At 49.5% G+C, this 24,086-nt stretch carries 22 protein-coding genes; 11 read left to right on the forward strand and 11 right to left on the reverse strand.

Annotated elements, in window-relative coordinates:
- Nucleotides 1-322: 322 nt before the first annotated feature.
- Complete coding sequence (locus tag C9I92_RS14620; RefSeq protein ID WP_242551902.1) at nucleotides 323-934, forward strand: DUF2238 domain-containing protein; 612 nt, start codon at nucleotides 323-325, stop codon at nucleotides 932-934.
- A gap of 194 nt (nucleotides 935-1,128) precedes the next feature.
- Here the strand turns inward: C9I92_RS14620 and galE are convergent, their stop codons facing one another.
- Nucleotides 1,129-2,145 (reverse strand): UDP-glucose 4-epimerase GalE, encoded by a 1,017-nt coding sequence (gene galE / locus C9I92_RS14625; RefSeq protein WP_047885786.1) that lies wholly within the window; start codon nucleotides 2,143-2,145, stop codon nucleotides 1,129-1,131.
- Nucleotides 2,146-2,347: 202 nt separating this feature from the next.
- Here galE and C9I92_RS14630 point away from each other — a divergent pair, with 202 nt between their 5' ends.
- The 3 genes from C9I92_RS14630 to C9I92_RS14640 all read left to right on the forward strand — a co-directional run bounded on the left by C9I92_RS14630 (nucleotide 2,348) and on the right by C9I92_RS14640 (nucleotide 4,258).
- A complete protein-coding gene (locus tag C9I92_RS14630) occupies nucleotides 2,348-3,274 on the forward strand; it encodes an alpha/beta fold hydrolase (RefSeq protein ID WP_047885787.1) in 927 nt (308 codons plus the stop codon).
- Between the two features lie 57 nt (nucleotides 3,275-3,331).
- Nucleotides 3,332-3,847 carry an NUDIX hydrolase gene (locus C9I92_RS14635; protein WP_047885788.1) on the forward strand — a complete coding sequence of 172 codons (516 nt, stop codon included), beginning with the start codon at nucleotides 3,332-3,334 and terminating at the stop codon, nucleotides 3,845-3,847.
- Between the two features lie 303 nt (nucleotides 3,848-4,150).
- Entirely contained in the window at nucleotides 4,151-4,258 is a 108-nt protein-coding gene (locus C9I92_RS14640) for a hypothetical protein (RefSeq protein ID WP_047885789.1), read from the forward strand.
- A gap of 26 nt (nucleotides 4,259-4,284) precedes the next feature.
- On the opposite strand, the gene C9I92_RS14645 is transcribed toward C9I92_RS14640, so the two are convergent.
- The 7 genes from C9I92_RS14645 to C9I92_RS14675 all read right to left on the reverse strand — a co-directional run bounded on the left by C9I92_RS14645 (nucleotide 4,285) and on the right by C9I92_RS14675 (nucleotide 12,394).
- Nucleotides 4,285-5,043 (reverse strand): SDR family oxidoreductase, encoded by a 759-nt coding sequence (locus C9I92_RS14645; protein ID WP_047885790.1) that lies wholly within the window; start codon nucleotides 5,041-5,043, stop codon nucleotides 4,285-4,287.
- Between the two features lie 32 nt (nucleotides 5,044-5,075).
- Nucleotides 5,076-5,978: a 3-hydroxyisobutyrate dehydrogenase gene (gene mmsB / locus C9I92_RS14650; RefSeq protein WP_047885791.1), complete on the reverse strand. Its 903-nt coding sequence runs from the start codon at nucleotides 5,976-5,978 to the stop codon at nucleotides 5,076-5,078.
- 11 nt (nucleotides 5,979-5,989) lie between these two features.
- A complete protein-coding gene (locus C9I92_RS14655) occupies nucleotides 5,990-7,288 on the reverse strand; it encodes an enoyl-CoA hydratase/isomerase family protein (protein ID WP_047885792.1) in 1,299 nt (432 codons plus the stop codon).
- Nucleotides 7,289-7,321: 33 nt separating this feature from the next.
- Nucleotides 7,322-8,104, reverse strand: a complete 783-nt coding sequence (locus C9I92_RS14660) for an enoyl-CoA hydratase (protein WP_047885793.1) — start codon at nucleotides 8,102-8,104, stop codon at nucleotides 7,322-7,324.
- Nucleotides 8,105-8,254: 150 nt separating this feature from the next.
- The gene (locus C9I92_RS14665; protein WP_047885794.1) at nucleotides 8,255-9,415 is read right to left on the reverse strand and encodes an acyl-CoA dehydrogenase family protein; all 1,161 of its coding nucleotides are present in this window, start codon (nucleotides 9,413-9,415) and stop codon (nucleotides 8,255-8,257) included.
- Between the two features lie 155 nt (nucleotides 9,416-9,570).
- A complete protein-coding gene (locus C9I92_RS14670) occupies nucleotides 9,571-11,073 on the reverse strand; it encodes a CoA-acylating methylmalonate-semialdehyde dehydrogenase (protein WP_047885795.1) in 1,503 nt (500 codons plus the stop codon).
- 112 nt (nucleotides 11,074-11,185) lie between these two features.
- Nucleotides 11,186-12,394, reverse strand: a complete 1,209-nt coding sequence (locus C9I92_RS14675; RefSeq protein ID WP_047885796.1) for a thiolase family protein — start codon at nucleotides 12,392-12,394, stop codon at nucleotides 11,186-11,188.
- Between the two features lie 272 nt (nucleotides 12,395-12,666).
- Between C9I92_RS14675 and C9I92_RS14680 the strand changes: the two genes are divergently transcribed.
- From C9I92_RS14680 to C9I92_RS14700, 5 genes are all read left to right on the forward strand, one after another.
- Nucleotides 12,667-13,053, forward strand: coding sequence for a MerR family transcriptional regulator (locus C9I92_RS14680; protein WP_047885797.1), 387 nt, complete (start codon nucleotides 12,667-12,669; stop codon nucleotides 13,051-13,053).
- Nucleotides 13,054-13,184: 131 nt separating this feature from the next.
- Entirely contained in the window at nucleotides 13,185-14,354 is a 1,170-nt protein-coding gene (locus tag C9I92_RS14685) for an isovaleryl-CoA dehydrogenase (RefSeq protein WP_047885798.1), read from the forward strand.
- Between the two features lie 72 nt (nucleotides 14,355-14,426).
- The gene (locus tag C9I92_RS14690) at nucleotides 14,427-16,058 is read left to right on the forward strand and encodes a carboxyl transferase domain-containing protein (RefSeq protein ID WP_373689512.1); all 1,632 of its coding nucleotides are present in this window, start codon (nucleotides 14,427-14,429) and stop codon (nucleotides 16,056-16,058) included.
- An 11-nt stretch (nucleotides 16,059-16,069) separates the two neighbouring features.
- Nucleotides 16,070-16,921 (forward strand): enoyl-CoA hydratase-related protein, encoded by an 852-nt coding sequence (locus tag C9I92_RS14695; protein WP_053061860.1) that lies wholly within the window; start codon nucleotides 16,070-16,072, stop codon nucleotides 16,919-16,921.
- A gap of 7 nt (nucleotides 16,922-16,928) precedes the next feature.
- Nucleotides 16,929-17,867: a hydroxymethylglutaryl-CoA lyase gene (locus C9I92_RS14700; RefSeq protein WP_047886314.1), complete on the forward strand. Its 939-nt coding sequence runs from the start codon at nucleotides 16,929-16,931 to the stop codon at nucleotides 17,865-17,867.
- Nucleotides 17,868-18,011: 144 nt separating this feature from the next.
- On the opposite strand, the gene C9I92_RS14705 is transcribed toward C9I92_RS14700, so the two are convergent.
- Nucleotides 18,012-18,290 carry a hypothetical protein gene (locus C9I92_RS14705; RefSeq protein WP_047885800.1) on the reverse strand — a complete coding sequence of 93 codons (279 nt, stop codon included), beginning with the start codon at nucleotides 18,288-18,290 and terminating at the stop codon, nucleotides 18,012-18,014.
- Between the two features lie 577 nt (nucleotides 18,291-18,867).
- Here C9I92_RS14705 and C9I92_RS14710 point away from each other — a divergent pair.
- Complete coding sequence (locus tag C9I92_RS14710; protein WP_169776038.1) at nucleotides 18,868-19,773, forward strand: hypothetical protein; 906 nt, start codon at nucleotides 18,868-18,870, stop codon at nucleotides 19,771-19,773.
- Nucleotides 19,774-20,039: 266 nt separating this feature from the next.
- Here C9I92_RS14710 and C9I92_RS14715 read toward each other — a convergent pair whose 3' ends face one another.
- Nucleotides 20,040-20,939 carry a VirK/YbjX family protein gene (locus C9I92_RS14715; RefSeq protein ID WP_047885801.1) on the reverse strand — a complete coding sequence of 300 codons (900 nt, stop codon included), beginning with the start codon at nucleotides 20,937-20,939 and terminating at the stop codon, nucleotides 20,040-20,042.
- Between the two features lie 610 nt (nucleotides 20,940-21,549).
- On the opposite strand from C9I92_RS14715, the gene C9I92_RS14720 reads away from it, so the two are divergent.
- Nucleotides 21,550-22,623 (forward strand): hypothetical protein, encoded by a 1,074-nt coding sequence (locus tag C9I92_RS14720; protein ID WP_047885802.1) that lies wholly within the window; start codon nucleotides 21,550-21,552, stop codon nucleotides 22,621-22,623.
- Nucleotides 22,624-22,997: 374 nt separating this feature from the next.
- On the opposite strand, the gene C9I92_RS14730 is transcribed toward C9I92_RS14720, so the two are convergent.
- Complete coding sequence (locus C9I92_RS14730; RefSeq protein ID WP_047885803.1) at nucleotides 22,998-24,011, reverse strand: IS110 family RNA-guided transposase; 1,014 nt, start codon at nucleotides 24,009-24,011, stop codon at nucleotides 22,998-23,000.
- Nucleotides 24,012-24,086 lie beyond the last annotated feature (75 nt).

Consider the following 24,086-nt stretch of genomic DNA (forward strand, 5'->3'; position numbering starts at 1 on the left):
CATGAACATAACCTGACAAGGGCTATTTTATACCCAGAGTCAGTAACAGAGGGCTGTCCGGAGATCTCCACTTTCGTTTTGATTGGGTCTGATTTCCTTGACCAGCCCTGCTCTCTGCATCCGATTCTGGCAAATTTTTTATTAGGAATCAGTTTCTGACCATCATTTTCTGACAAAGCAATGCCAGCGTATATGCACTCAACCTCATATTGCGATTCATTTAAAAACCCTGAAAGCGCTTATAGTAAAATCAGATTGAGGGTTGAACAACAAATAAAACACTGTATTATTTATTCATCTTACGAAGAACAGGATGTCTTATATGACAACAAAAACAATGACCTCTGAAAGTATCGGATTCCCTTTGCTTCTGGCATTGCTGATTACCTCAACCATTATTTGGTCTGGTATCAATCCCGTCTTTCCGCAAGTATGGATCGCGGAAATTATTCCGGTCTTACTCATTTTTATTCCACTGGTACTGACCTACCGCCGTTTTTCTTTTTCGCATACTGCGTATTGTTTTATGTCGATCTGGCTCATTATGCATACCATTGGAGCCCACTACACGTTTGCTAACGTGCCATTCGACTGGTTTAACAACCTGGTTGGTTCCGAGCGCAATCACTTCGACCGTATAGCCCACTTTTCTATTGGTTTTTATGCATTTCCTATTGCTGAATTTCTGACCCGTAAAGAACATTGCAAACCCTGGCTGGCCGGTTTGTTTGGCCTGACTGCCATTATGGCTGTTGCTGCAGGATATGAAATCATCGAATGGTGGTACGCCATTCTGGCCGGTGGTGACGCAGGGATTGAATTTCTTGGCAGTCAGGGCGATATCTGGGATGCTCAGCAAGATATGCTGGCTGATACATTAGGCGCCCTTACCAGCCTGATCGCTTTTGCACTTATCAAGCCTTACCAGAAGTGAGCTCAGTGCCTCTCCTTTCGCTTATCGGAAAGAAGAGCATCTTTATAAAGATGCATTAATTCAGGCCACGCTGGTTTATAAAATCTGAGAGCAAAATAAAGCAAAAAAGCCCGCGCAAAACTGCGCGGGCTTTTTCAATATAAACACTGATACATTTAGCTGTATCAACCCATTTCAGAGCAGAAGAAACGGGGTTACAAATCCGGATAGCCGGTCGGGTTCGCTGACTGCCAGCGCCAGGTATCCGCTGTCATATCATCAATCGTACGGGTCGCTTCCCAGTGCAGCTCTGCTTTGGCTTTGGTTGGGTCAGCCCAGCATTCTGCAATGTCGCCCGGGCGACGTGGTGCAATTTTATAGGCGACATCAACGCCAGATGCTTTCGAGAAAGCTTCGACCATCTGCAACACACTGTAACCGTTACCGGTTCCCAGGTTATACACATGTAGCCCAGGCTCACGGCCTTTGTATTTCAGTGCGGCTAAGTGGCCATCGGCCAGATCCAGTACATGAATGTAATCACGCACACCTGTACCGTCCACCGTTGGGTAATCATCACCGAAGACAGACAGAAACTCACGACGACCAACAGCAACCTGCGAAATAAATGGCATCAGATTATTAGGAATACCCTGCGGATCTTCGCCCATTTCACCCGACTGATGAGAACCCACCGGGTTGAAATAACGCAGCAGCGTAATGCTCATTTCCGGGTGGGCTTTCTGAATATCAGTCAGGCACTCTTCCACCATGAGCTTACTGCGGCCGTAAGGATTGGTTGCGCTGGTCGGAAAGTTTTCCATGATAGGTACGGACGCCGGATCACCGTAAACCGTGGCAGAAGAACTGAAGATCAGACTGTTCACGCCTGCCGCTCGCATTGCTTCAACCAGTACCAGTGTACCGTGAACGTTGTTGTCGTAATATTCCAGTGGTTTTTCCACCGATTCGCCAACCGCTTTCAGACCGGCAAAATGAATAACCGCTTCAATTTGGTTTTCAGCAAAGACGCTATCAAGAAAAGCACGGTCCCGGATATCGCCTTCAAAAAAGGCCGGTGATACGCCTGTCAGCTTTTCGATACGAGCCAGTACCGACTTCTTACTGTTGTAGAGATTATCAACAATAATTGGGGTCAGGCCCGCTTCAATCATTTGTACGCAAGTGTGGCTACCAATGTAACCCATACCACCCGTTACCAAAACATGCATGTATCTCTCCCTGTCATCTTTTCATTACTCAAACAATTGTATAAGTGGGTTTGAGAAAACGTAAAACTATCATATGACAAGGCAAAATACAGGCCTAATATGAACATTCGTATAATTTCAAGCCACAATATCTCATTAGTTATAAATAGCTGCAGGAAAAAATCGAACGCCGTATAATAGTTAACTCATCGGAGGAGCTATTATGACTACCACGCGACCTTTTCACTTTGTCCTTATCGCTATTTTTCTGTTGTTGAGTCTTACCGGTTGCGAGCTGGTTGACTGGAAAGCACGTCAGGATCACGACACTTTAACGGATGCCGGTTTTGAAGAACATTACCTGACACTGCAGGAAGGCGGACGAATCAAATACTGGGTTGGCGGTAAAGGTAAGCCGCTTCTGCTGCTGCACGGTTTCGGGGGCACCGCCATCTCCACATGGAAACGTGAAATGCTGGCACTGAATCAGGATTATCAGGTCATTGCTCCGGACTTAGCGTGGTTTGGTGATTCGTTCAGTGAAGGCACTCCAAACCTCACCACGCAGACAAACGCTGTCTGGCAAATTCTGGACGCCATGAATATTGAGAAAGTCGCTGTTGCCGGTATTTCCTACGGTGGTTTTATTACTTACAACATGATGCTTAACCCCGAACGCATTGATAAAAGCATTATCATCGCCAGTCCCGGTCCCCTGTTCAGTGATGCAGATCTTCAGGCGCTTTGCCTGCGCGCAGGAGTGGAACATCCCGAGCAACTGTTTGTTCCGCAAAACGGGAATGAGGTCAGACGCTTGTTTGATCATGTTTTCTTTGAGCCGAAATCCATGCCGGATTTCGTTGCTACAGACATTTACAACAGCTATTTTTCGCCATATCGACAGGAAAAAGCGGACTTGATTCGCTCGCTGGTTCATGACAGGACGCGTATTGCAAATTTGCCGACGGATAACCTACCACCAAGCCTGTTAATATGGGGCGACAGCGATCAGATCTTCCCGCTACGTAATGGGATTGCCCTCAGCCACTACCTGTCGACGACCCTGGTTGTTCTTCCTGATACCGGTCACGGTGTCACGAATGAGCAACCACAGACTGTCGTTCGCTTACTCAAGAGTTTTCTTGGATAACCGGCTCTGATCACGGGCAAATGTAAAATCACTTAACGCACAACGGGTGAACCACTTATGAACACCAAAACACTCTGCCAATGGAAGTGCTTCTCAGTTGAACAGTCTCCGCATACATTACCGGATGGGCGTAAAATCGAATTCACCACAGTGCGCCACCCTGGCGCTGTTATTATTGTTCCGGTTAATCAGCACGGAGAGCTCGTCATGATCCGCCAGTATCGCCCTGCCATTGGAGACTGGATCTTTGAGTTTCCTGCCGGAACACTTGAAGATAAGGAAAACATTCTGGAATGCGCAAAGCGCGAATTGGCGGAGGAGGTACAGTTGTCCGCCGACCATTGGCAGAGCTTAGGTGAATTGTTTCCGGTGCCGGGTTTTTGCGATGAGATCCAGCATCTGTTTTTGGCAAAAGACCTAACGTCTTGTTCCGGGGAGCAGGATGACGATGAAATCATTGATGTTGTAACTATGACACAATCCGAATTCCTGGCAAAAGTTGCCAACGACGAAATTAAAGATGCCAAAACACTGGCTTCATTTCTGAAAATTCAGGCGAAAGATCTCTTGTAACTTTGTTTTGCGTACTGCTCATCAAGTTATGTATGCTCCTCACGTCTCTAAGTCTGCGACAACCGGTTAGCGCAGAGAGTTTCTTGAGCAAATGAAACCAGAGTTGTAAGTAAACGTGAAATAGGCGGGCATCGGGTTCGCCTTTTGACTAAAACTGTGGCATCGTTCCGCTCGATGACTGAAATGGCGATGTGAACATCGTGCCCCGAAATAACATCACCGTTAATACGGGCAAGATGCTGTCTTTGCAGCCCTTTCAGGCTCTCATTATCATTGATACCAAGAGTAACTCAGATATTAACTATGGATACCTTGTTTACCATTCTCAATAAAATTGCCGCTTTCGTTGCCATGCTGATGTTTGTTATCGGTGGCGGATTGGCTCTGTATGCCATGGTATATGGCCAATAACCCTCAGGTTATCGGCCATCGCCGGGTTACATTCGCATCCCCCCGTCCACTTCCAGTACACGACCGGTAAAGTACTCATTTTCAAAAATGTATTTTACCGCGTGGGCAATTTCTGCAGGTTCTGCAATACGGCCAACCGGAATCATAGTTTTCAGCCGCTCAATGGCTTCCGGCTTAATTTGGCTGGCCATAGCCGTTTCCACCACGCCAGGTGCCACAGCCGCAGCCCGAATACCGTAACGTGACAGTTCTTTTGCCCAGCATACCGCCATGGTCGCAACCGCTGCCTTCGAGGCCGCATAGTTGGTTTGCCCCATATTCCCGGCTCGTGCAACGCTGGAAATATTGATGATGACGCCTTTGCTTCCGGTTTGAATCATGCTCGCGGCGGCCTCTCGGCCACACAAGAACGTGCCGGTCGTATTTACCGTCATGACAGAGCTAAATTGTTCCAGTGACATTTTGCTCATCCCTTCCGAGCCCGGCTTGACCAACAGCCCGTCACGGATAATTCCGGCATTGTTCACCAGCCCATTCAGTTTTCCAAAATCAGCCACAATGGCTGAGAACGTCTCTTCAACCTGAGCTTCATTGGTCACATCAGCCGCATAAATTTGTGCTTTTGCACTGAGCATATGGCACTGGCGCTGGGTCTCTTTAAGAGCATCCACATTCAGGTCAATCAAGGCTAACTCTGCACCGGCTTTGGCCAAAGTGACTGCCATCATCTGACCCAGACCTTGCCCGGCACCGGTAATCGCAATTGTCGCGTTTGTTAAATCCATTTGTTATCTCCTTTGCACTGAGTCATAACGAATTACTGGTTCTTTTTGCGGTAGAACTGGAACAAGCTTGAAAAGTCCTGTTGGTCATGACCAGCAGCGTTATGGAAAGCGTAAAGGTTACGGGCGAGCATCCCCATAGGTATCGCAGACTGGCTCCGGGTTGCCGCTTCCAGCCCCAATCCGAGGTCTTTGAGCATCAGCTTAGTCATGAAGCCAGGTTTGTAGTCATTGGATGACGGCACAGACGCCATGATACCCGGGCATGGGTTATACAATTCCAAAGCCCAGTTGCGACCGGAACTCTGCATCATGATGTCTGACAGTACTTTCGGATCCAGGCCATTATCGATGCCGAGGCTCAGAGCCTCACAAGTACCAGACATTAAAATCCCCAGCATCAGGTTGTTACAGATTTTAGCCATCTGGCCATCACCGGCTTTACCTGCATGGAAAATATTTTTCCCCATGTGCTGAAGCACACTCCGGGCTTTCTCGAATGCGCTGTCTGAACCGCCGACAATGAATGTCAGTGTACCGGCCTGCGCACCGGCAACCCCACCCGATACCGGCGCATCCACAAATTCGAATCCTAGTTTTTCTGCTTCTGCCGCCACGATTCGTGCAGAATCAGGATCAATTGTGGATGAATCAATCAGGAAGGTGCCCGGCGCAATCATTTTTAGCAAACCACTGCCTCCCTGATGATCCCCCAGATACACAGCGCGAACATGCTGACCGGCCGGCAACATAGTCACAACGGTATCCACACCGGAAACCGCTTCTTCTAACGAACGTGCCGCGGTCGCCCCCTGCGATTCCAGCGCTTTGGTATGTGTCGGGTCGATATCAAACACCGTGACTTCACAGCCTGCTTTCAGCAAATTGGCAGCCATGGGTGAGCCCATATTTCCTAAACCGATAAATGCAATTTTCATGACTTTCTCCTTTAGTTGTAATGGGCTGAGGCTGGTTGCCCCTTGCTGATGAGTCCCAGTTGCTGCAAAGGATGCTCGTTATCCGCCCAAAGCGGGGTGAACAATTGCTCGATGACTGCAATATCAACACTGTCAACGTCTTTAAATCGCCAGTTTGGTTGTCCGGTTTTCTCAATCAGGCGCGCTTTCACCCCTTCATAAAACTCGCCAAGCAACCCGCAACGTACCGAAAGGGTCAGCTCCATACGGAAACAGTCCGCCAGAGACTCCTCATGGAACTGCGTGATCTGGCGATAACAAATGTGCGCCGTAATCGGACTCCCGGCAGCGAGCGAGGATTTCGCCTGCTGCAACCATTTATCCGGTTCGGCATGATTGCTGACAATCTCAGGCATTGCCTGAATATTGCGGCAGATTTCACTTAGAGAGCCATACTGACAAGCTGCCTGAATCGCAGGTAAGTGAGGTATCAGCTGACTGTCCGGGTGGGAGGATGTGGCCGCACTCCCCAAAGTATCCAGTACTTCTGTCACGCCGGCATAGACTTCCGACTCATCCCAGTCATAGTGTTGCAAACCGCTCAGTAGCTGAGACTTCTGCTCTGGCAGCAACACATGCTCAGTCATTGACAGTGCCAAAGCATCGGTTGCATTCACCTGTGCGCCCGTCAGCCCAAGGAACAATCCCACGCCTTGCGGCAACCGATTGAGGAACCAGGTCCCTCCGACATCCGGATACAGGCCGATGGTGATTTCCGGCATTGCAAGACGGGTTGATGGTGTCGAAATACGATGGCTGGCACCAATGTAGAGGCCGATACCGCCTCCCATTACAATCCCTTGCCCCCACACAACCACTGGCTTGGGATAGGTATGAATCATGTAATCCGTGGTGTATTCCAGTGCGAAGTAATCGGTTAAAAAACCTGTGGTTCGACAGCCTGGATGCGGTTTGTCGCTGTGCATAGAGTGACAAGTTGCAACATCACCTAAGAATTGGCTGCTCGCACCATTCTGGCCAGATTTTGCTTTGCCGCCATCTGTGACACCGTCACTCTGATGTCGAGCTTCATCCATCACCTGATACATGGATCGGACATCGCCACCAGCGCAAAACGCTTTTTCACCCACGCCATGAAGAAATACGCAAACCACATCGTCATCATCCTGCCAATGCAGCAGTGCCTCATGCAGCTGAACCAGCATGTCATAGCTCAGCGCATTCAGTGACGATGGATTATCCAGCTCCGCGATGCCAATTTTACGGCCGTTCTTACAAGGCAACTCTTGAATATTTACTTGTCCCGCCATGCGGTTCGCTCCTTATTCTGCTTGCTGCGCGGCTTACTGGTTTTTCCATTCCGGACGTCGTTTCTCAAGAAACGCCGTGACCCCTTCCGTCTGATCAGCGGTATCGAACAGTTTGACAAACAGCTCACGCTCACGCATCAAACCATGGTTGTGCGGCTCTGAACGGCAGTTTTGAATCAGGATCTTGCACGCTGCTACTGATGACGGAGATTGGTTAGCCACGGACTGCGCCATTGACATTGCCGCTTCCAGGCTTTGTCCGGTCGCCACCACCTCTTCAACCAATCCAATTTCCAATGCACGTGACGCGGTCACGCGCTCACCGCACAGGATCATCCGCTTCGCCCAGCCTTCACCCACCAACCAGGTCAGGTTCTGGGTACCCCCCGCACAAGGCAGTAGGCCCACTTTTGCTTCGGGCAGTGCCAGTTCGGCATGCGCTTCAGCAATTCGAATATCACATGCCAGTGCAACTTCAAGGCCGCCACCCATGGCGTACCCATTAATTGCCGCAATCGACACCCCACGAAAGGCAGATAAAGTTTCGAACGCTTCGCCAAATGCCTGTGCCATGCTGACCGCCACGCCTTTGTCACCGCTGGCAAACAGATTAAGATCCGCGCCGGCTGAGAAAAATTTCTCACCCTGTCCGGTCAGCACCAACGCATAGATAGAAGGATTTTTGTTCAGCGCTTCCACCGTTTCTTTCAACTGGTGAAGACTTTCCGCTGTCCAGGTGTTGGCTGGCGGGTTATTCATGGTCAGTACGGCAATATGACCTTCAATCGTGAGCAAAATCGCACTTTCATTCGACATGGAATCTCTCCCTATGCTGCCGGTGAGTTTCACTCACATTCCGACAGCGTTTTTCGAAGCCTTGTGTTTAGTGATTGCTTCGTTGTTTGATTAGTCCAGCCTTACTGCTTGGCTGTAGTGATGTTGATGCTGCAGAGATCACAGAGGTGATCACAGCAATTCAGCCCCTTCAGCCAGAACGCGGCGAGAGATGATCAGACGCATGATCTCGTTAGTGCCTTCCAGGATCTGGTGCACGCGTACGTCACGGAAATGGCGTTCCATGGGGTATTCTTTGATGTAGCCGTAGCCGCCATACAACTGCAGTGCTTCATCACACACTTTGAAGCCCACATCGGTCGCAAAGCGTTTAGCCATGGCACAATACGCCGTTGCATCCGTATCGCCGTTATCCAGTTTAAACGCGGCATAACGCACTAACTGACGCGCTGCCACCAGCTCAGTCACCATATCTGCCAACTTAAACTGCACGGACTGGAACTGAGACAGTGATTGTCCGAACTGACGACGCTCGGCGACATATTGTTTGGCATTGTTGATCGCCTGCTGGGCCGTTCCCAGTGAACAGGACGCAATATTCAGACGTCCGCCATCAAGCCCTTTCATGGCGAATTTGAATCCTTCACCTTCCTCACCCAGCCGGTAACTGACCGGAACCCTGACATCATCAAAGGTGACGGAACGGGTCGGCTGGCTGTTCCAGCCCATTTTTGGTTCGCGGCGACCATAACTGACGCCGGGCGCATTGGCCGGTACCACGAAAGCACTCACGCCCTGTGCTTTATTGGCCGTGGCAGATGTTCGGGCCATCACCACCAGCACATCTGTATCACCGGCACCGGAAATAAAGGCTTTCGCCCCATTGATGACATAGTGTTCGCCCTGAAGCACAGCCGACGTCGTCAATGATGCCGCATCAGACCCCGCATTGGGCTCTGTCAGGCAGTAAGACCCCAGCATCTCACCCGTCACCAATGACGGACAAAAAGCCTGCTTCACGTCATCTGTACCGAATGAGGCAATCATCCAGCTCACCATATTGTGAATCGTCATAAAGGCTGTGGTTGAGGTACATCCCATTGACAGCTGCTCGAACACAATTGACGCATCCAGACGTGGTAAACCCAGGCCACCCTGCTCTTCCGGTACATACAAGCTGAGAAACCCCATTTCTCCGGCTTCTTTCAGCACGTCTTTCGGGAAAATATGTTTTTCATCCCATTCGGCGGCATTGGGTGCCAGACGCTCTTCAGCAAACTGGCGAGCGGCATCTGCAAACGCCCGCTGATCTTCATTCAGTGAAAAATCCATTCATTACTCCTTCAATTGTTCCGCATCCCTGATGACGAAAGCCGCCTGCGTAACCATGACTCGCAGACCGCTTTCGTCTTTCGTCTTTCGTCTTTCGTCTTTCGTCTTTCGTCTTTCGTTATTGCCCACTTACCACGTTCTATTTCAACTACGTTTTAGCGCAGGTGAATAGTCATGTTCGGGCCATCAGGGATATCGTCGTAGAACCAACGCGAAGTGACTGTCTTCGTTTCGGTATAGAAACGAATGGCTTGTTTCCCGTAAGCATGCAGATCGCCATAGAAGCTGCCACGCCAGCCGGTGAAAGAGAAGAATGGCAGAGGCACAGGAATCGGTACGTTAATACCTACCTGACCCACCTGAATGTGATGCTGGAATTTGCGAGCCGCCGCACCGCAGGCCGTGAAAATAGACGTACCGTTACCGTACGGGTTGTTATTGATCAGTTCGATCGCTTCATCCAGTGTATCTACTTCCAGACAGATCAATACCGGACCAAAAATTTCCTGCTGATAAATCGACATCTCAGTCGTTACGCCGCTAAACAGCGTCGGACCGACCCAGTTCCCTTCCGGATATCCGTCAACGGTGCACTCGGAACCATCCAGTTCACAGCGGGCACCTTCGTCTTTCCCTTCCTGAATTAGCGAAAGAACACGGGCTTTGGCCTGCGGGCTGATCAATGGGCCATAGCCTGCATTGCTGTCATTCCAGATGCCCGGCTTCACTTTGCTCATGGCTTCTTTCAGTTCAGGCAGGATCTCTTTCGCTGAGCCCACCAGCACCGCCACCGAAATAGCCATACAACGCTGACCGGCAGCCCCCACTGATGCCCCGACCAGATTATTGACGACCTGATCTTTATTGGCGTCAGGCATCACCACCATGTGGTTTTTCGCGCCGGCAAACGCCTGAACACGTTTCAGGTTGTGGGTCCCGGTCTGGTAGATGTAGCGGGCAACCGGCACAGAGCCGACAAACGAAATCGCGCGGATTTCCGGATGATGCAACAGGAAATCAACCTGTGGCTTACCGCCATGCACTATTTGCAGCACGCCTTTGGGCGCACCAGCCTGCTCAAACAGTTCCACCAAGCGGATCGCTGTCAACGGCACTTGCTCAGAAGGCTTAAGCACAAACGTGTTACCCGCCGCAATCGCCATCGGGAACATCCACAGTGGAATCATGGCCGGGAAGTTAAATGGCGTGATACCGCAACACACGCCGAGCGGTTGCGTCATGGAGTAACAGTCAATGTCCGTGGCGACGTTCTCAACAATTTCGCCCATCATCATGCTGGAAATGTTGGCAGCCTGCTCAACCACTTCGATACCGCGCCAGACGTCGCCTTTGGCATCCGCAAAGTTTTTACCGGTTTCACTCGACAGCAACTCTGCCAGTTCATCGTGATGCGCTTTTAGCAGGTGCTGGTATTCCAGCATCAGACGCGCACGCTCCGGCACCGCTACCTCTTTCCAGCGCTGGAAAGTGTCGGCGGCACTGGCAATTGCCGCGGCCATTTCATCATCTGTCGCCATTGGCACGCGGGCGATTGGCTGGTTGGTAGCCGGATTCGTAACATCAATCCACTGTTCAGACGTCGATTTTGTCCATTCACCGTCGATATACAGTGGTACGTGTGGCATTGAATCAATCATTGCTTGCTCCCTGGGATCCTACCCTGATTTGTTGCGGCTTTTCCGTGCACATCCAAACTACCTATCACGGTCCGTGCCGCCCGATTTCATGTATATGTTCTGTGCGCTTCACTCAGTCAGCGGGCTGAGGTGACACTTCCACAGCAATGGCTGTCGCTTCACCGCCGCCGATACAACAGGTGGCAATCCCTTTTACCGTTCTGCCATCGTTTTTGCTCTGCCGCAGAAGACGATGGATCAGAGTAACCAGAATACGTGCACCACTGGCACCAATCGGGTGCCCCAGCGCACAGGCGCCGCCATCCGGATTAACCCGCTCCGGTGCCAGTGACAGTTCATTCACGGCAATCTGAGTGACGACCGCAAACGCTTCATTGATTTCCCAGCTGTCGACTTCACCAGCAGACCATTTCAAATCAGTCAGAAGCTGCTTCACCGCATCAACTGGCGCAATGGTAAATTCCGCAGGTGAACGCGCCGAGGTACTGTGACCTTTAATAACCGCCAGCGGTCGGAAACCCTGTTGCTTAGCAGCTTCGCTGTCCATCAGAATCAGTGCTGCAGCGCCGTCAGAAATAGAGCTGGAATTAGCCGCCGTCACTGTACCTTGCGGATCAAACGCCGGCTTAAGCTGAGAAATTTTTTCGACATTGATTTCATTAGGGTGCTCGTCCGTACTGACCTGATGACTGCCCTGACGCGTCTCAATGGTTACCGGCACAATTTCTTCGTCGAACCAGCCCATTTCCTGCGCGACCAACGCGCGCTCCACCGATTTCAGCGCCCACTTATCCATACTGGCGCGACTGTAATGCAGTTCGTCGGCAACACGCTGGGCATAGACACCCATCAGCTTGCCTTCATAAGCATCCTGCAAACCATCCAGAAACATGTGGTCGTGTAACGTCGCATGACCAAGGCGAAGTCCGGTGCGGGCCTTAGTCTGAAGATAAGGTGCATTCGACATGCTCTCCATGCCACCTGCGACGACCGTCTGATTACGGCCCAACAAGATAGAGTCTGCCCCCAGCATGACGGCCTTCATGCCCGAACCGCAGACTTTGTTAATCGTGGTACAACCTACGGACTGAGGAATACCGGCGCCCAGTGAGGCCTGCCTTGCCGGCGCCTGACCACACCCTGCCGTCAGCACATTTCCCATGATCACTTCATTGACACCATCAGCCGTCATTTCGGCCTTGTTCAGCGCGCCGGCAATGGCATCGCTACCTAGTTGAGTTGCTGTTTTTCCCGACAGTACACCCTGAAAACTGCCTATGGGTGTTCGAGTTGCAGCAATCACCCAGACTTCTCTATCCATCAGTTTTGCCCTCAAATCCTATAGCGGTTGGTTTGCTACTGAATCAGCAGCTGTTTTCTTGACGTTTACGTAAGCATAGCACTAACATTTACGTAAACGTTAAGAAACAAATTAGATACATGCATTGGGTTTTGTCAAAGCTGTACTGATTTCTTTCCTCTGACTTTGATGTTCCAACTATCGAATCAGCACGATGTCACGGCTCGCCATAGCAACTCTAAGGCTTTGATATTCAGGCTGTTCGTCGAAATCTGACGCAGGGAGGTAAGCCAGTGGAGACGTTCAAAATAAGTGAACTTGCCAAAGAGTTTGATATCACGACCCGCAGCATTCGGTTCTATGAGGATGTCGGGCTGCTTCAACCACAGCGGCAAGGCAGTATTCGGGTTTACCAACGAAGAGACAAAACTCGCCTCAAGCTGATTCTTCGGGGAAAACGCCTGGGTTTTTCCCTGGCCGAAATCAAAGAGTTGTTTGAGTTGTATGACACCAAACAGAGTCAGACCCAGCTGAACAAGATGCTGAGTATCATTGATGACAAGGAAGCCGTTCTGAAACGCCAGCTTGAAGACATCAGTGTCGTTATGAATGAACTGCAAACCGCACGTGAGCGCTGTGTTCAGGCCTTAAACGAGCACCGTGAGCGCAAGGCGCTGTAGTGGGTTCATTACAAGAGATTCAACAAAGCAAAGAATTAAGACCAACACCTTGAAACGCATCGTGTAATTAACCAAACAGTTATCTATCGGCAGAAGTTTGTTGTTGCCGCAATACCTAATCGGGAGTGGCTATGAAAGACAGGTTTACACCGCTGAATTTTGGCTTAGGCGAAACAATTGACATGCTGCGGGAGCAAATAAACGGCTTTGCCGAACAGACGATTGCCCCACTGGCTGAACAAATTGACCGCGACAATCAGTTTCCGAATCACCTGTGGCCAATACTGGGTGAAATGGGTCTGCTTGGTGTCACCGTCAGCGAAGAATACGGTGGTGCCGATATGGGTTATCTGGCCCATGTGATTGCCATGGAAGAGATCAGCCGTGCCTCCGCGTCGGTTGCCCTGAGTTACGGTGCGCATTCCAATCTGTGTGTTAATCAGATTCACCGTCATGGTACAGATGCCCAGAAAGCACGCTATCTGCCAAAACTGGTCAGCGGCGAGCATATTGGTGCGTTGGCCATGAGTGAGCCCAATGCAGGATCCGATGTCGTCAGCATGCAGCTACGAGCAGAACGACGCGGTGATCACTACATTCTGAACGGCAACAAAATGTGGATCACCAACGGGCCTGATGCCGACACTCTGGTGGTGTACGCCAAGACGGAGCCCAGCGCCGGTTCCCGCGGAATCACCGCGTTCATCATAGAGAAAGGCTTTAAGGGGTTCAGCACCGCCCAGAAACTCGACAAGCTTGGCATGCGTGGGTCAAACACCTGTGAGCTGGTGTTCGAGCACTGCGAAGTACCGGTTGAAAACGTGCTTGGCCCGCTGAATGAAGGCGTCAAGGTGCTGATGAGTGGCCTGGACTATGAACGCGTCGTGCTGGCCGGTGGGCCTTTGGGCATCATGCGTGCCTGTATGGATTTGGTTCTGCCGTATATTCACGATCGCCATCAATTTGGGAAATCCATCGGTGAATTCCAGCTGGTACAGGCCAAAGTGGCCGACATGTACACCCGTACCAATGCGGCACGTGCGTACGTGTATGCGGTAGCGGCAGCCTGTGATCGCGGTGAAACCACCCGTAAAGATGCGGCTGGGGTCATTCTGTATGCGGCTGAACTCGCTACCCAACTGGCACTCGATGCCATCCAATTGCTGGGCGGTAACGGCTACATCAATGAATTCCCTGCCGGCCGCTTATTGCGTGATGCCAAGCTGTATGAAATTGGTGCAGGAACATCGGAAATCAGACGGATGCTGATTGGCCGTGAGTTGTTTGAAGAATCTAAGTAAGGACAGACCATGGCGACTATTCAAACTGCCATCAATCGCGATGACAAATACTTTACCGATAACTATCGGGATATGGCGGCGTTGATCGATCAGCTGGACACCCATATTGCCACTATTAAACAAGGCGGTGGCCCTGCACTGATTGAGAAACAACGTAAGAAAGGAAAGCTCCCGGTCCGAACCCGTATCGAGATGCTGATCGACCAGGATTCTCGTTTCCTCGAGATCGGCCAGTTTGCGGCCTGGAAAGTGTACGATGACAACATTCCCTGTGCCGGTGTGGTTGCCGGTATCGGACGCGTACATGGCATAGATTGCATGATCGTCGCCAACGACCCGTCGGTAAAAGGCGGAACCTATTACCCCCTGACGGTGAAGAAACACCTTAGAGCGCAGGAAATTGCTGAGCGCTGTCACCTGCCGTGTATTTATCTGGTGGACTCCGGCGGGGCGAACCTGCCCCATCAGGCAGACGTTTTTCCAGACAGGGATCACTTCGGCCGTATTTTCTTTAATCAAGCTCGTATGTCAGCCAAGGGCATTCCGCAAATCGCGGTCGTGATGGGCTCCTGTACTGCTGGCGGGGCTTATGTACCGGCGATGGCCGATGTATCAATCATTATCAAAGAACAAGGCACCATTTTCCTCGCCGGCCCCCCTTTGGTGAAAGCCGCGACAGGTGAGATTGTTACAGCAGAAGAGCTGGGCGGGGCGTATGTCCACTGTAAAACGTCCGGAGTCGCTGACTATTTTGCTGAAGACGAAAAGCACGCGATCAGCCTGGCTCGTCAGGCTGTGAGTAACTGCGGCATGTCGCCGATTCCGACGATCCCGCCGAAGAGAACATCCATGGCGAACAGTCCATCGGGGTTGCACGATGCTGACTACAAAACGCCGGATTACTCGCACTTTGATTTCCAACCGCTTGAGTACAAAGAACCGCTGTACCCAATCGATGATCTGCTCGGCATAGTCGGTACCGATCTGCGCAAGCCTATTAAGATTCGGGAAGTGATCGCCCGCCTCGTCGACGATTCGGAATTTGATGAATTCAAAGCAATGTACGGTGCCTCACTGGTTTGTGGCTTTGCCCGGTTGTACGGACAAACCATAGGTATTGTCGCCAATAACGGCATTTTGTTTTCTGAATCTGCTCAGAAAGGGGCGCATTTCATTGAGCTATGCTGCAAACGTAAGATCCCGCTTCTGTTTTTACAGAACATCACCGGATTTATGGTCGGCAAAAAATACGAGTCAGAAGGTATTGCCAAACACGGTGCCAAAATGGTGATGGCTGTGGCCTGTGCCGATGTGCCGAAATTTACCGTCATCATCGGGGGGTCTTACGGCGCCGGTAACTATGGCATGTGTGGTCGCGCCTACAGCCCGACGATGATGTGGATGTGGCCGAATGCCCGTATTTCGGTCATGGGCGGCGAGCAGGCGGCGGGGGTTCTGGCACAGGTGAACCGTGATAATAAGCGTCGTAACGGTGAAACCTGGACGAAGTACGAAGAAGAAGCCTTCAAGCAACCCATCCGCGAGCTCTACGACAATCAGGGGTCACCCTACTATGCCAGTGCCCGACTGTGGGACGACGGCATTTTGGATCCGCGCAAGACCCGCGAAGTGGTGGGTCAGGCGCTGCTGGCCAGTTTGCGCGCCCCGATAGAAGAAAGCACCTTCGGTATTTTCAGGATGTAAAGGAGAGTCAAATGACAGTCGAAACACATCCGGCGCCGAGCGCTGAACAGATTTTCCACCATCAAGATGACGATCCTGTTCTTTGTACTCTGGCGACCAATGGAGTCGCCACCCTTACGTTGAATCGTCCTCACAAACACAATGCCTTTGACGATCGCTGTATTGCTGATCTGCTTCGCTACCTGACTCAGTTACGCGAGTCAGGTGACGTTCGCATGTTGACCCTCACTGCAAACGGGCAACATTTCAGCGCCGGGGCGGATCTGAACTGGATGCAGTCGATGGTTAACCTCAGCCAGGAGGAAAACGAACAGGATGCCGCCAAACTGGCTGAATTACTTCATCAACTTGATACTTTCCCGACGCCAACGCTGGCACTGGTACAGGGCAGTGCATTCGGCGGCGCAGTGGGTCTGGTATGTTGCTGCGATATCGTTATTGCGATGAAGGAGAGCTCGTTCTGCCTGAGCGAAGTCAAACTGGGGCTGATCCCTGCCACTATTGGTCCTTATGTCTGCCGGACTCTGGGACAACGTCAGGCCCGGCGTTTTATGCTGACCGCTGAGCGATTCTCCGGCTATCAGGCCCAAACCATGGGACTGGTTCATCAGTTGGTGGTCACGGCAGAAGAACGGGACGAGTTGCTGGCGCAATTAACCGGGCAGATTCTGGCAAACGGCCCGGCCGCACTGCAGGCTGCAAAAGCCCTGTGTAAAACCTGCGAACTGATGCCACTCGACGACGAGCTGAGACAACATACCAGTCAGCTGATTGCAGAGATACGCACCTCGTCTGAAGGTCAGGAAGGTCTGCACGCCTTCTTCGAGAAGCGACGGCCAGTATGGAGCGTGCCACATGAGTAATTTCATGATGACCGCTGACGCCCTGGCAAAGGATCTACCAAAGCAAGTGAAAATTGTCGAGGTGGGTGCCCGTGATGGCCTTCAAAATGAAAAACAGGTCAGTACAGAAGCCAAAATTGCGTTTATCAATTCACTTTCTGCCTGCGGTGTTCGCCATATTGAAGCGGGGTCGTTTGTTTCAGCTAAACGTGTTCCTCAAATGGCCGATTCCATGTCGGTCATGCAAGGCATTGAACGTCACTCGGGGGTAACCTACTCCGCCCTGACCCCGAACATTCAGGGCTTTGAAATGGCGCTTGCCGCTGAAGCCAGCGAAGTTGCCATCTTTGGTTCGGCTTCAGAAGGCTTCAGTCAGCACAACATCAACTGCTCAATCAGTGGAAGCCTGCAACGCTTTGAATCTGTTATGGCGCTGGCCAAGCTTCATGAGATACCGGTTCGGGGCTATCTATCGTGTGTGATTGACTGTCCATATGACGGTGAAACCGATCCCAACAAAGTCGCCCTGATTGCTCAAACGCTGCTGGAAATGGGCTGCCATGAAATTTCACTGGGAGATACCGTAGGCACAGGCACCCCTTTGCGGGTAGCGCGTATGCTGGAAGCCGTGAGCAGGCTTGTGCCCCCCTCCCTGCTGGCTGTTCATTTCCACAATACCTGGGGTCAGGCACTCCCCAATATCTACCAGGCTCTGCAAATGGGCATCAGCACCATTGACAGCAGTACCGCTGGATTAGGTGGCTGCCCGTATGCTCCGGGTGCCAGCGGCAACGTCGCCACAGAAGATGTTGTTTATCTGTGCCAGCAGATGGGGATCAATACAGGCATCGACCTCAACAAGTTGGCCGAAGCCGGATGGATGATCTGTCAGTCGCTGGGGATTGCACCACGCTCCAATGTGTCACTGGCGCTTCGCAGTGCTCAGGAGCGTAATCAGTGTATGTAATAATTTTATAGTTTGTCTTTACGAATCAGCTAACTATACCGGAACAAAAATAAACGAAGGGAATCTCGCGATTTCCTTCGTTTTTGTCTGTGAGTGTGTACCAGAAAAACACGTGGTCTTCACAAAGCGTATTGACACTCGTTATCAGCTGTCAGAGCGCAAGCACCGTTGTTCAGCCTCCAGTTCATTTACTGCACGCCAAAGCTTCTGTTCTCTTTCGAGGAATCGTTCATATTTCGCTCCTCCCTGTTCTACGGTCAGTTTATCTAATGGCCCGATATACTGTTCTGCCTGACTATCAAATAAAGCCCTGAATTCTTCCATGGTAGGTAAACGGCTGTTGCTTTCTTCGAAGTTTTCAAAAATCGAGGAAACTTTATCAGAAATATCACGCTTGATTCCGTCAAAATCTACAGTGTCCATAGGCGTACTCCAATTAGCCATACTTGCATGTCACATTTTGCATACAAGTAAAGGATAGTCGAAGAGCCAGTAACGCCCAGTAAATTGGCCTGTCAGAGTGTAATGAAATATGACGGAAATAAACTCTTGTTTAGGCTATATTTATCCAATAATCCTGAGTGATACACCGGAATGTTGCAGAAGTCTCTTTTTAAAAGTTGGAATAAGATCTCATTTTATAACTCCAGATTTGATTAACTATCAGGTGTGGCACAAAAACTATAATTAAACAGATTGTTTGGTTAACGTGAGAATAATAACAGGAGGGAAAATGAACAAACGGTTCCAACCCTTATTTTTGTTCTCGTTTAATTGTTGGCGGTGTGTGATTCCAGCCGTTACGTTAACCTTTTCACTGCCTTCTAACGCGGCTGATAGTCTTTATACTGAGACTGGCAATAAAGCGTTAAACGAGGAGAAAACCGACACCCACCTAAATCCTTATACAACCTCCGCGAACCCATATACAACCTCCGTCAATCACGCCAGCCTTACTGCTGTTGCTGAAACGGATGAAGATGCGGAGGACGATTCGGATTTGGAAGACTGGTTAAACGAAACTCAGGACTCCATATCAGATAGCATCCATGACTACAGCACTGCATTCGACCATTACCTTTCGAAAAAGGACGGTGAAGAGCCGATGGAAAACCGTAGCTATCTGAAAATTCGCTTCAAGCCCCGTTACAGCCACCGCGAGTACTTTGACGGTGATGCCAGTGTTCGACTGAAGCTGGATCTCCCCCACACAGAAAAAAACTGGAAGCTGATTTTTGACACAGACCCGGATGATTTTGACCGCCTTGAAGACAAACAACGCGGTATCAGTAATGGCGACAGCAGCAATGGGGCGATTGGCGGCTTTCGTGCACAAGGTCGTAATTGGGGAAACTGGAAAACAAACCTTGATTTAGGTCTGAAGATCAAACTTCCCCTTGATCCCTTTACCCGGGCAGAGATTTGGCGCGTTGATCAGGTTAGTGATAACTGGACGACCCGAATCAAGCAGGAACTCTTTTACTACCATTCAAAAGGGCCGGGATCATTAACGTCGCTGAACTTCTATTTCGCCAGTCCCACAGATCCCACCACTATTTTGAAACTGAGCACCAGCGCCCAGTTTCTGGATGACGATGATAATTGGGAGTTTGTTAATCAGGCAGAGATCTTCGACCGAATCAACGAAAGTAACCTGATGCAATATTCGCTTGGCGTTAGTGCAGACTCTCGCCCCAACTACTCTATCACCAACTCCTGGGTTTCCATGTCCTGGAAACATCGGCTGTATAAAGACTGGCTCTATCTGGCAGTAACACCGGAATTAAATTTTCAGGATGAGTTTGATTACAAACTCAATCCCGGCATCATGATGGAATTGGAACTGTTCTTTACCACCATTGGCGGTATTGACCGCTTATCACGCAAAATTCCCACCCCGGATTAAAACGGAACGGGCTTAAAATCATCCTCTCTGGTTGGGTTTATTTTTTATTGCTGGGAGTGGGTAGCGAGTAGTAAATGATTATGGTGGCTATAGCTCTCGCCAATACTGACATTGATAAAATGTCTTAAGCTGAACATCGAGATGAAAGAACACTAGAAAGAGTGAGAAAAATAAAAAGGAATGAGAACAAACAATCAAAAAAGTGGACACTCTGCCGTTAGCGTCCCTGCTAACGAAGAAGTGCTATCTGATGAGTGATAACAGGTTCAGCGAGCCGCCTGCAAAAGCTGTGAAGCAAGGTCATCTCGGCATTGGTCGAGCCATTCATAGCGCTCACGATACATTTTACGCTTCGGTCGTTTAATCTCTTCCAGCTGACGGCGCTCAGCCACTACCGGCAGTTCATAGTACCATCGGTTATGTTCTGTACCGCCCAGCTCTGCCCATAATGCATCGTAGTCCATCATAACCGGCTTCTTGCGATAACGCTTAGACGAATAAGCATGAGCGTCATTCTTTACCGCAAACAACTGCTTAATCCCTAACAGCTCTAATACCATGCGCAGGGCTTCAACCACAAACGACTTCGGTCTCTGGCCGTATAACCCTTTGGTAAACATGCGACTGAAATCCTGCATGTCTCTACCACCCTGAAGCCCACCAATATAGGCTTTGTTTCCGACAACAATAAACGTCACCATGTAATATTTGGTGCCTTGTTCATCACAAAGAACAAGTGTCAGTTCCCCTTCGCGATGAAATTTGCTGTCGTGAATTAACCGAAGCTGAAGAGTGGACGCTTCCAGTGGAATGGATTTGAGGACAAAACCGTCCTGATACACGGCACGACGCACTGAGTGTGAAAATGTGGATTCAAACCAGCCATAATGCTGCAAAATCACATCAACTGTCTGCTGTTTTGACAGACCGTCACGCAAGTATGGTCGCATACACTTTAAGAAGAATTCAGGCTGCTTCTCCAGCAACATTTGCCTTTCGCCAAATGAAAACTGGTCATACAGGCTTTGTAACTGACGGTAAGCCAGCATACCGCGAACAATATATTTGCCGATATACGCCGACTTTTTCTGCCAGGTTGCATTCTTTATATTTTTAACTACGACACGCTTGGCATAGGTGTCTTGGGCTGCCGTCCACAAGTTCATAGATTGCACCAATGATACAGTGTTCAAATTTGGTGCTAGGCTAGTCGTCGTCATACGAGTTAGCAATCTGGACTTTGTACTTTATTGTATGCAATTGTCAGAACAACATTCATCACACTTGCAATTCTCAGAATTGATTAAAAACCTCATTATAAGTGCTCTAATTTCATACCGTTTTGTTATTTTTAGACGCTGGGTTTCCGCAATTCACCTACACGCCACTATCTGCTTAAGTGAGACACCGCTCTTTCATTACTCAGATGCACATAATGCGCATTAGATTGATAAGTATTTCATCACATAATCAAACAATATTGTGATGCGGTACATTCATCGAAATTGGAACCAAGGTTAACATTGGCAATGATGAAATCGTTATCGTGACCAGATTAAAATACTGAGTATATACACAGGTTAACGGTATAGTCAGTTTTGGGAAGACTATCGGGCAAACATCCGGAATATATGCAGTTAAGCGAACTATCCCTGCCCTGTCACATTGATTTGTCATGGATTGAACGTCAGTCGTTCTGGAACTAAACGGCAGCCTAGAAACGGACTAAACAGGCGCAGAGCCTTATAATAAATTGTTAGGCGATTTGAGGAAAGCATGGAAGTACTAATATACCAAGAAAGGCTCAGCGACTTTAAAGAGATCGAAAAGCCTTTGATTGAGTCAAAAATCTTGTTGAATCCTTATGGAATTGACACTGACCATGCGTATAAACTTGAAAATTATTTGTTGAACAGTAACCAACAGGTTAGCTGTTTGCTTGATAGAAACATCGTCTCATATCTTATTGACTTGGTTAAAGGTGTTGATCTATCGCCAGAGTTTGAAGTGAGCCGTTGCCATAGGCTGACCGCAGCTCTTCAAGCCTTTTTTAATGCTTCAAGTATCAAATCGGAACCGGGTCTTTCATACCATGAATACATTGAAAACTCTTCTGTTGAACGTGCAGATGAAGAGCTGAGTTATTTCCGTTCAGCGGATAATTTGGACGCAAATATATATTTGGATATAGCATTAAATAACATTAATTCTATCCCCTTTGAAGTTGTCCCTCGTTATCAAGCAGGCGAGTTAATTAACTTTGACACGGAATACCGTGTCAAAGCCTTCGAGTTTAATATAGTTGTCATCAAAAAAGGGTTGAGCATTCGCTCCAAGTGTAACAACGATTACGAAGCTGTGAAGTCGTTATTAGAGTGGATGTTTGAGGAGTATGTTTTTTGTGCTCCTGCATTTTACTTCATGGCGATTTACTTTAGTGGCGAGAAAATACCTAAAATGCTCAAGTCTAGCTCAATGAAAAGCGTCAGGAATGCGGGGTGGGATTTGGCATTACTTCAGCACTGGCTAACATTAGCTAACAAAGACACTGACCAATTGTGGCTACTGGCTAGTATGGACAAAGCCATTGCCAAAATAGCAGATATGATGCTTCCTAGATCTACTGAAGAGCCAGAAGAGTACTTTGGTAGGCTTGAGCATACATTCTCTACTATGTGGGGGAAGAAGTATGGTTATGGTAGTAAACTTTTCCAAAGGCTTCGTTACTGGCAGGAAAACGCAGACAGCCCAAAAAGAAAAACTAATCTTCCTGAAAATAGGACATCTGAGTATATGTTGGCTTTGAGGGAGTCAGTGCACGAGGAGTATATGCGAGCAACAATCGCCTAACAAACTGTTCAAGAGGGATTCGCAACGCGTGGCATTTTAACTATGCGTTGGTTTTAGTGTTTAAGGTGGTATGTGGCGGCTTAGGTATTGCGTTGCTCACCCCTTAACGAGCTACATGGACTCCCCCGGTTGTCAACAACAGCGTCAGGTGATGCAAGATTTGGGACTGCCGCTCTACATTCGGTCTGTTTACTGGCGTTCAACGCCATGACCCTGATGACACTACGCGGTTGCGGGTCCTCATTCGTTAGAAGGCATCTACAGTGCCCGCCGCATTATCAGGTTTTCCCGCAAAAGGTCTGAACCTTACATCATCATTGGCTATTGCCATGACCCGGTGAAGCTATTTATTCCTTTAGAAAACAGTTTGGCTTTTATATTGGTTGGTATTCGGTGCCGTTACTGAGTAGCGACCATATTATCCGAGCATTTTTGGCGGCCAGTGCCACAATGGCCCGCTTGAAGCCTCGCCGTTCGACCAAGTTTTTACACCATAAACTCAAGCGGTCAGTCTTGTTACCGATGGCGGAGATAACAGCTCTGGCACCATGAACCAATAATGTCCTGAGGTACTTATCGCCTTTTTTGGTTATTCGGCCAAGCCGGGGCTTACCTCCGGTTGAGTATTGTGACGGAACCAGCCCGAGCCAAGCAGCAAAGTCGCGCCCTTTGTCGAACTGCTCACCTTTACCGATGCTTGCTATGACGGCGGTGGCGGTAATAGGGCCAATGCCAGCCACTTTCATGATTTTCTGTGCATTATGGCTACGTGAAACCAGCATATCAAAGCAGCGTTCTTGGTCAGCGATTCGCTTATTGATATTGAGTAAGTGCTCGTAACTATCGGAGAGGATAGCTCTTGCTAAGTCGGGCAGTTGGTTTTCAGCATCTTCAAGTGCTTCGGGAATGGCTTTTTGTATAGCATGACGACCCTTTGGGGCGATAATACCAAACTCGGCCAGCATTGCTCGCAGTTGGTTAAGTAAGGCTGTTCGCTCATGAACCCAGTTATCACGGGCTCGATGTAGCAGCAAAATAGCTTGCTGGTCAGGTGATTTGATTTTAACGAAGCGCGTTGAAGGACGGGTGACAGCCACGCAGATAGCGACGGCATCGTTGAGGTCATTTTTGGCCCCCGTCCTGAAAGGCGTCACATATTTTGACGCCATTATCCTAACGGTATGCCCAAGTTTAGTGAGCTCTCGAGCCCAATAGTGAGAGGCTCCACAGGCTTCCATCCCGACAATAGCTGGCGGGATATTGGCAAAGGTGGAAAGGACTTTAGACCGAGTTATTGTTTTATGGATCAGTATCTTGCCTTGCTCATCTTCGCCGTGGATACTGAACGAATGTTTGGCTAAATCAATGCCATAAATTGATAGTGACATGGTGGCCTCCAGGCGGTAGTCAGACTTACCTAGTGTGGCAGAGCCTGATGAGGGGGAGTCCATGTCATTCGTTAG

The sequence above is a fragment of the Photobacterium ganghwense genome (genome assembly GCF_003025595.1).
In the GTDB taxonomy this organism is placed as follows: Bacteria; Pseudomonadota; Gammaproteobacteria; order Enterobacterales; family Vibrionaceae; genus Photobacterium; species Photobacterium ganghwense.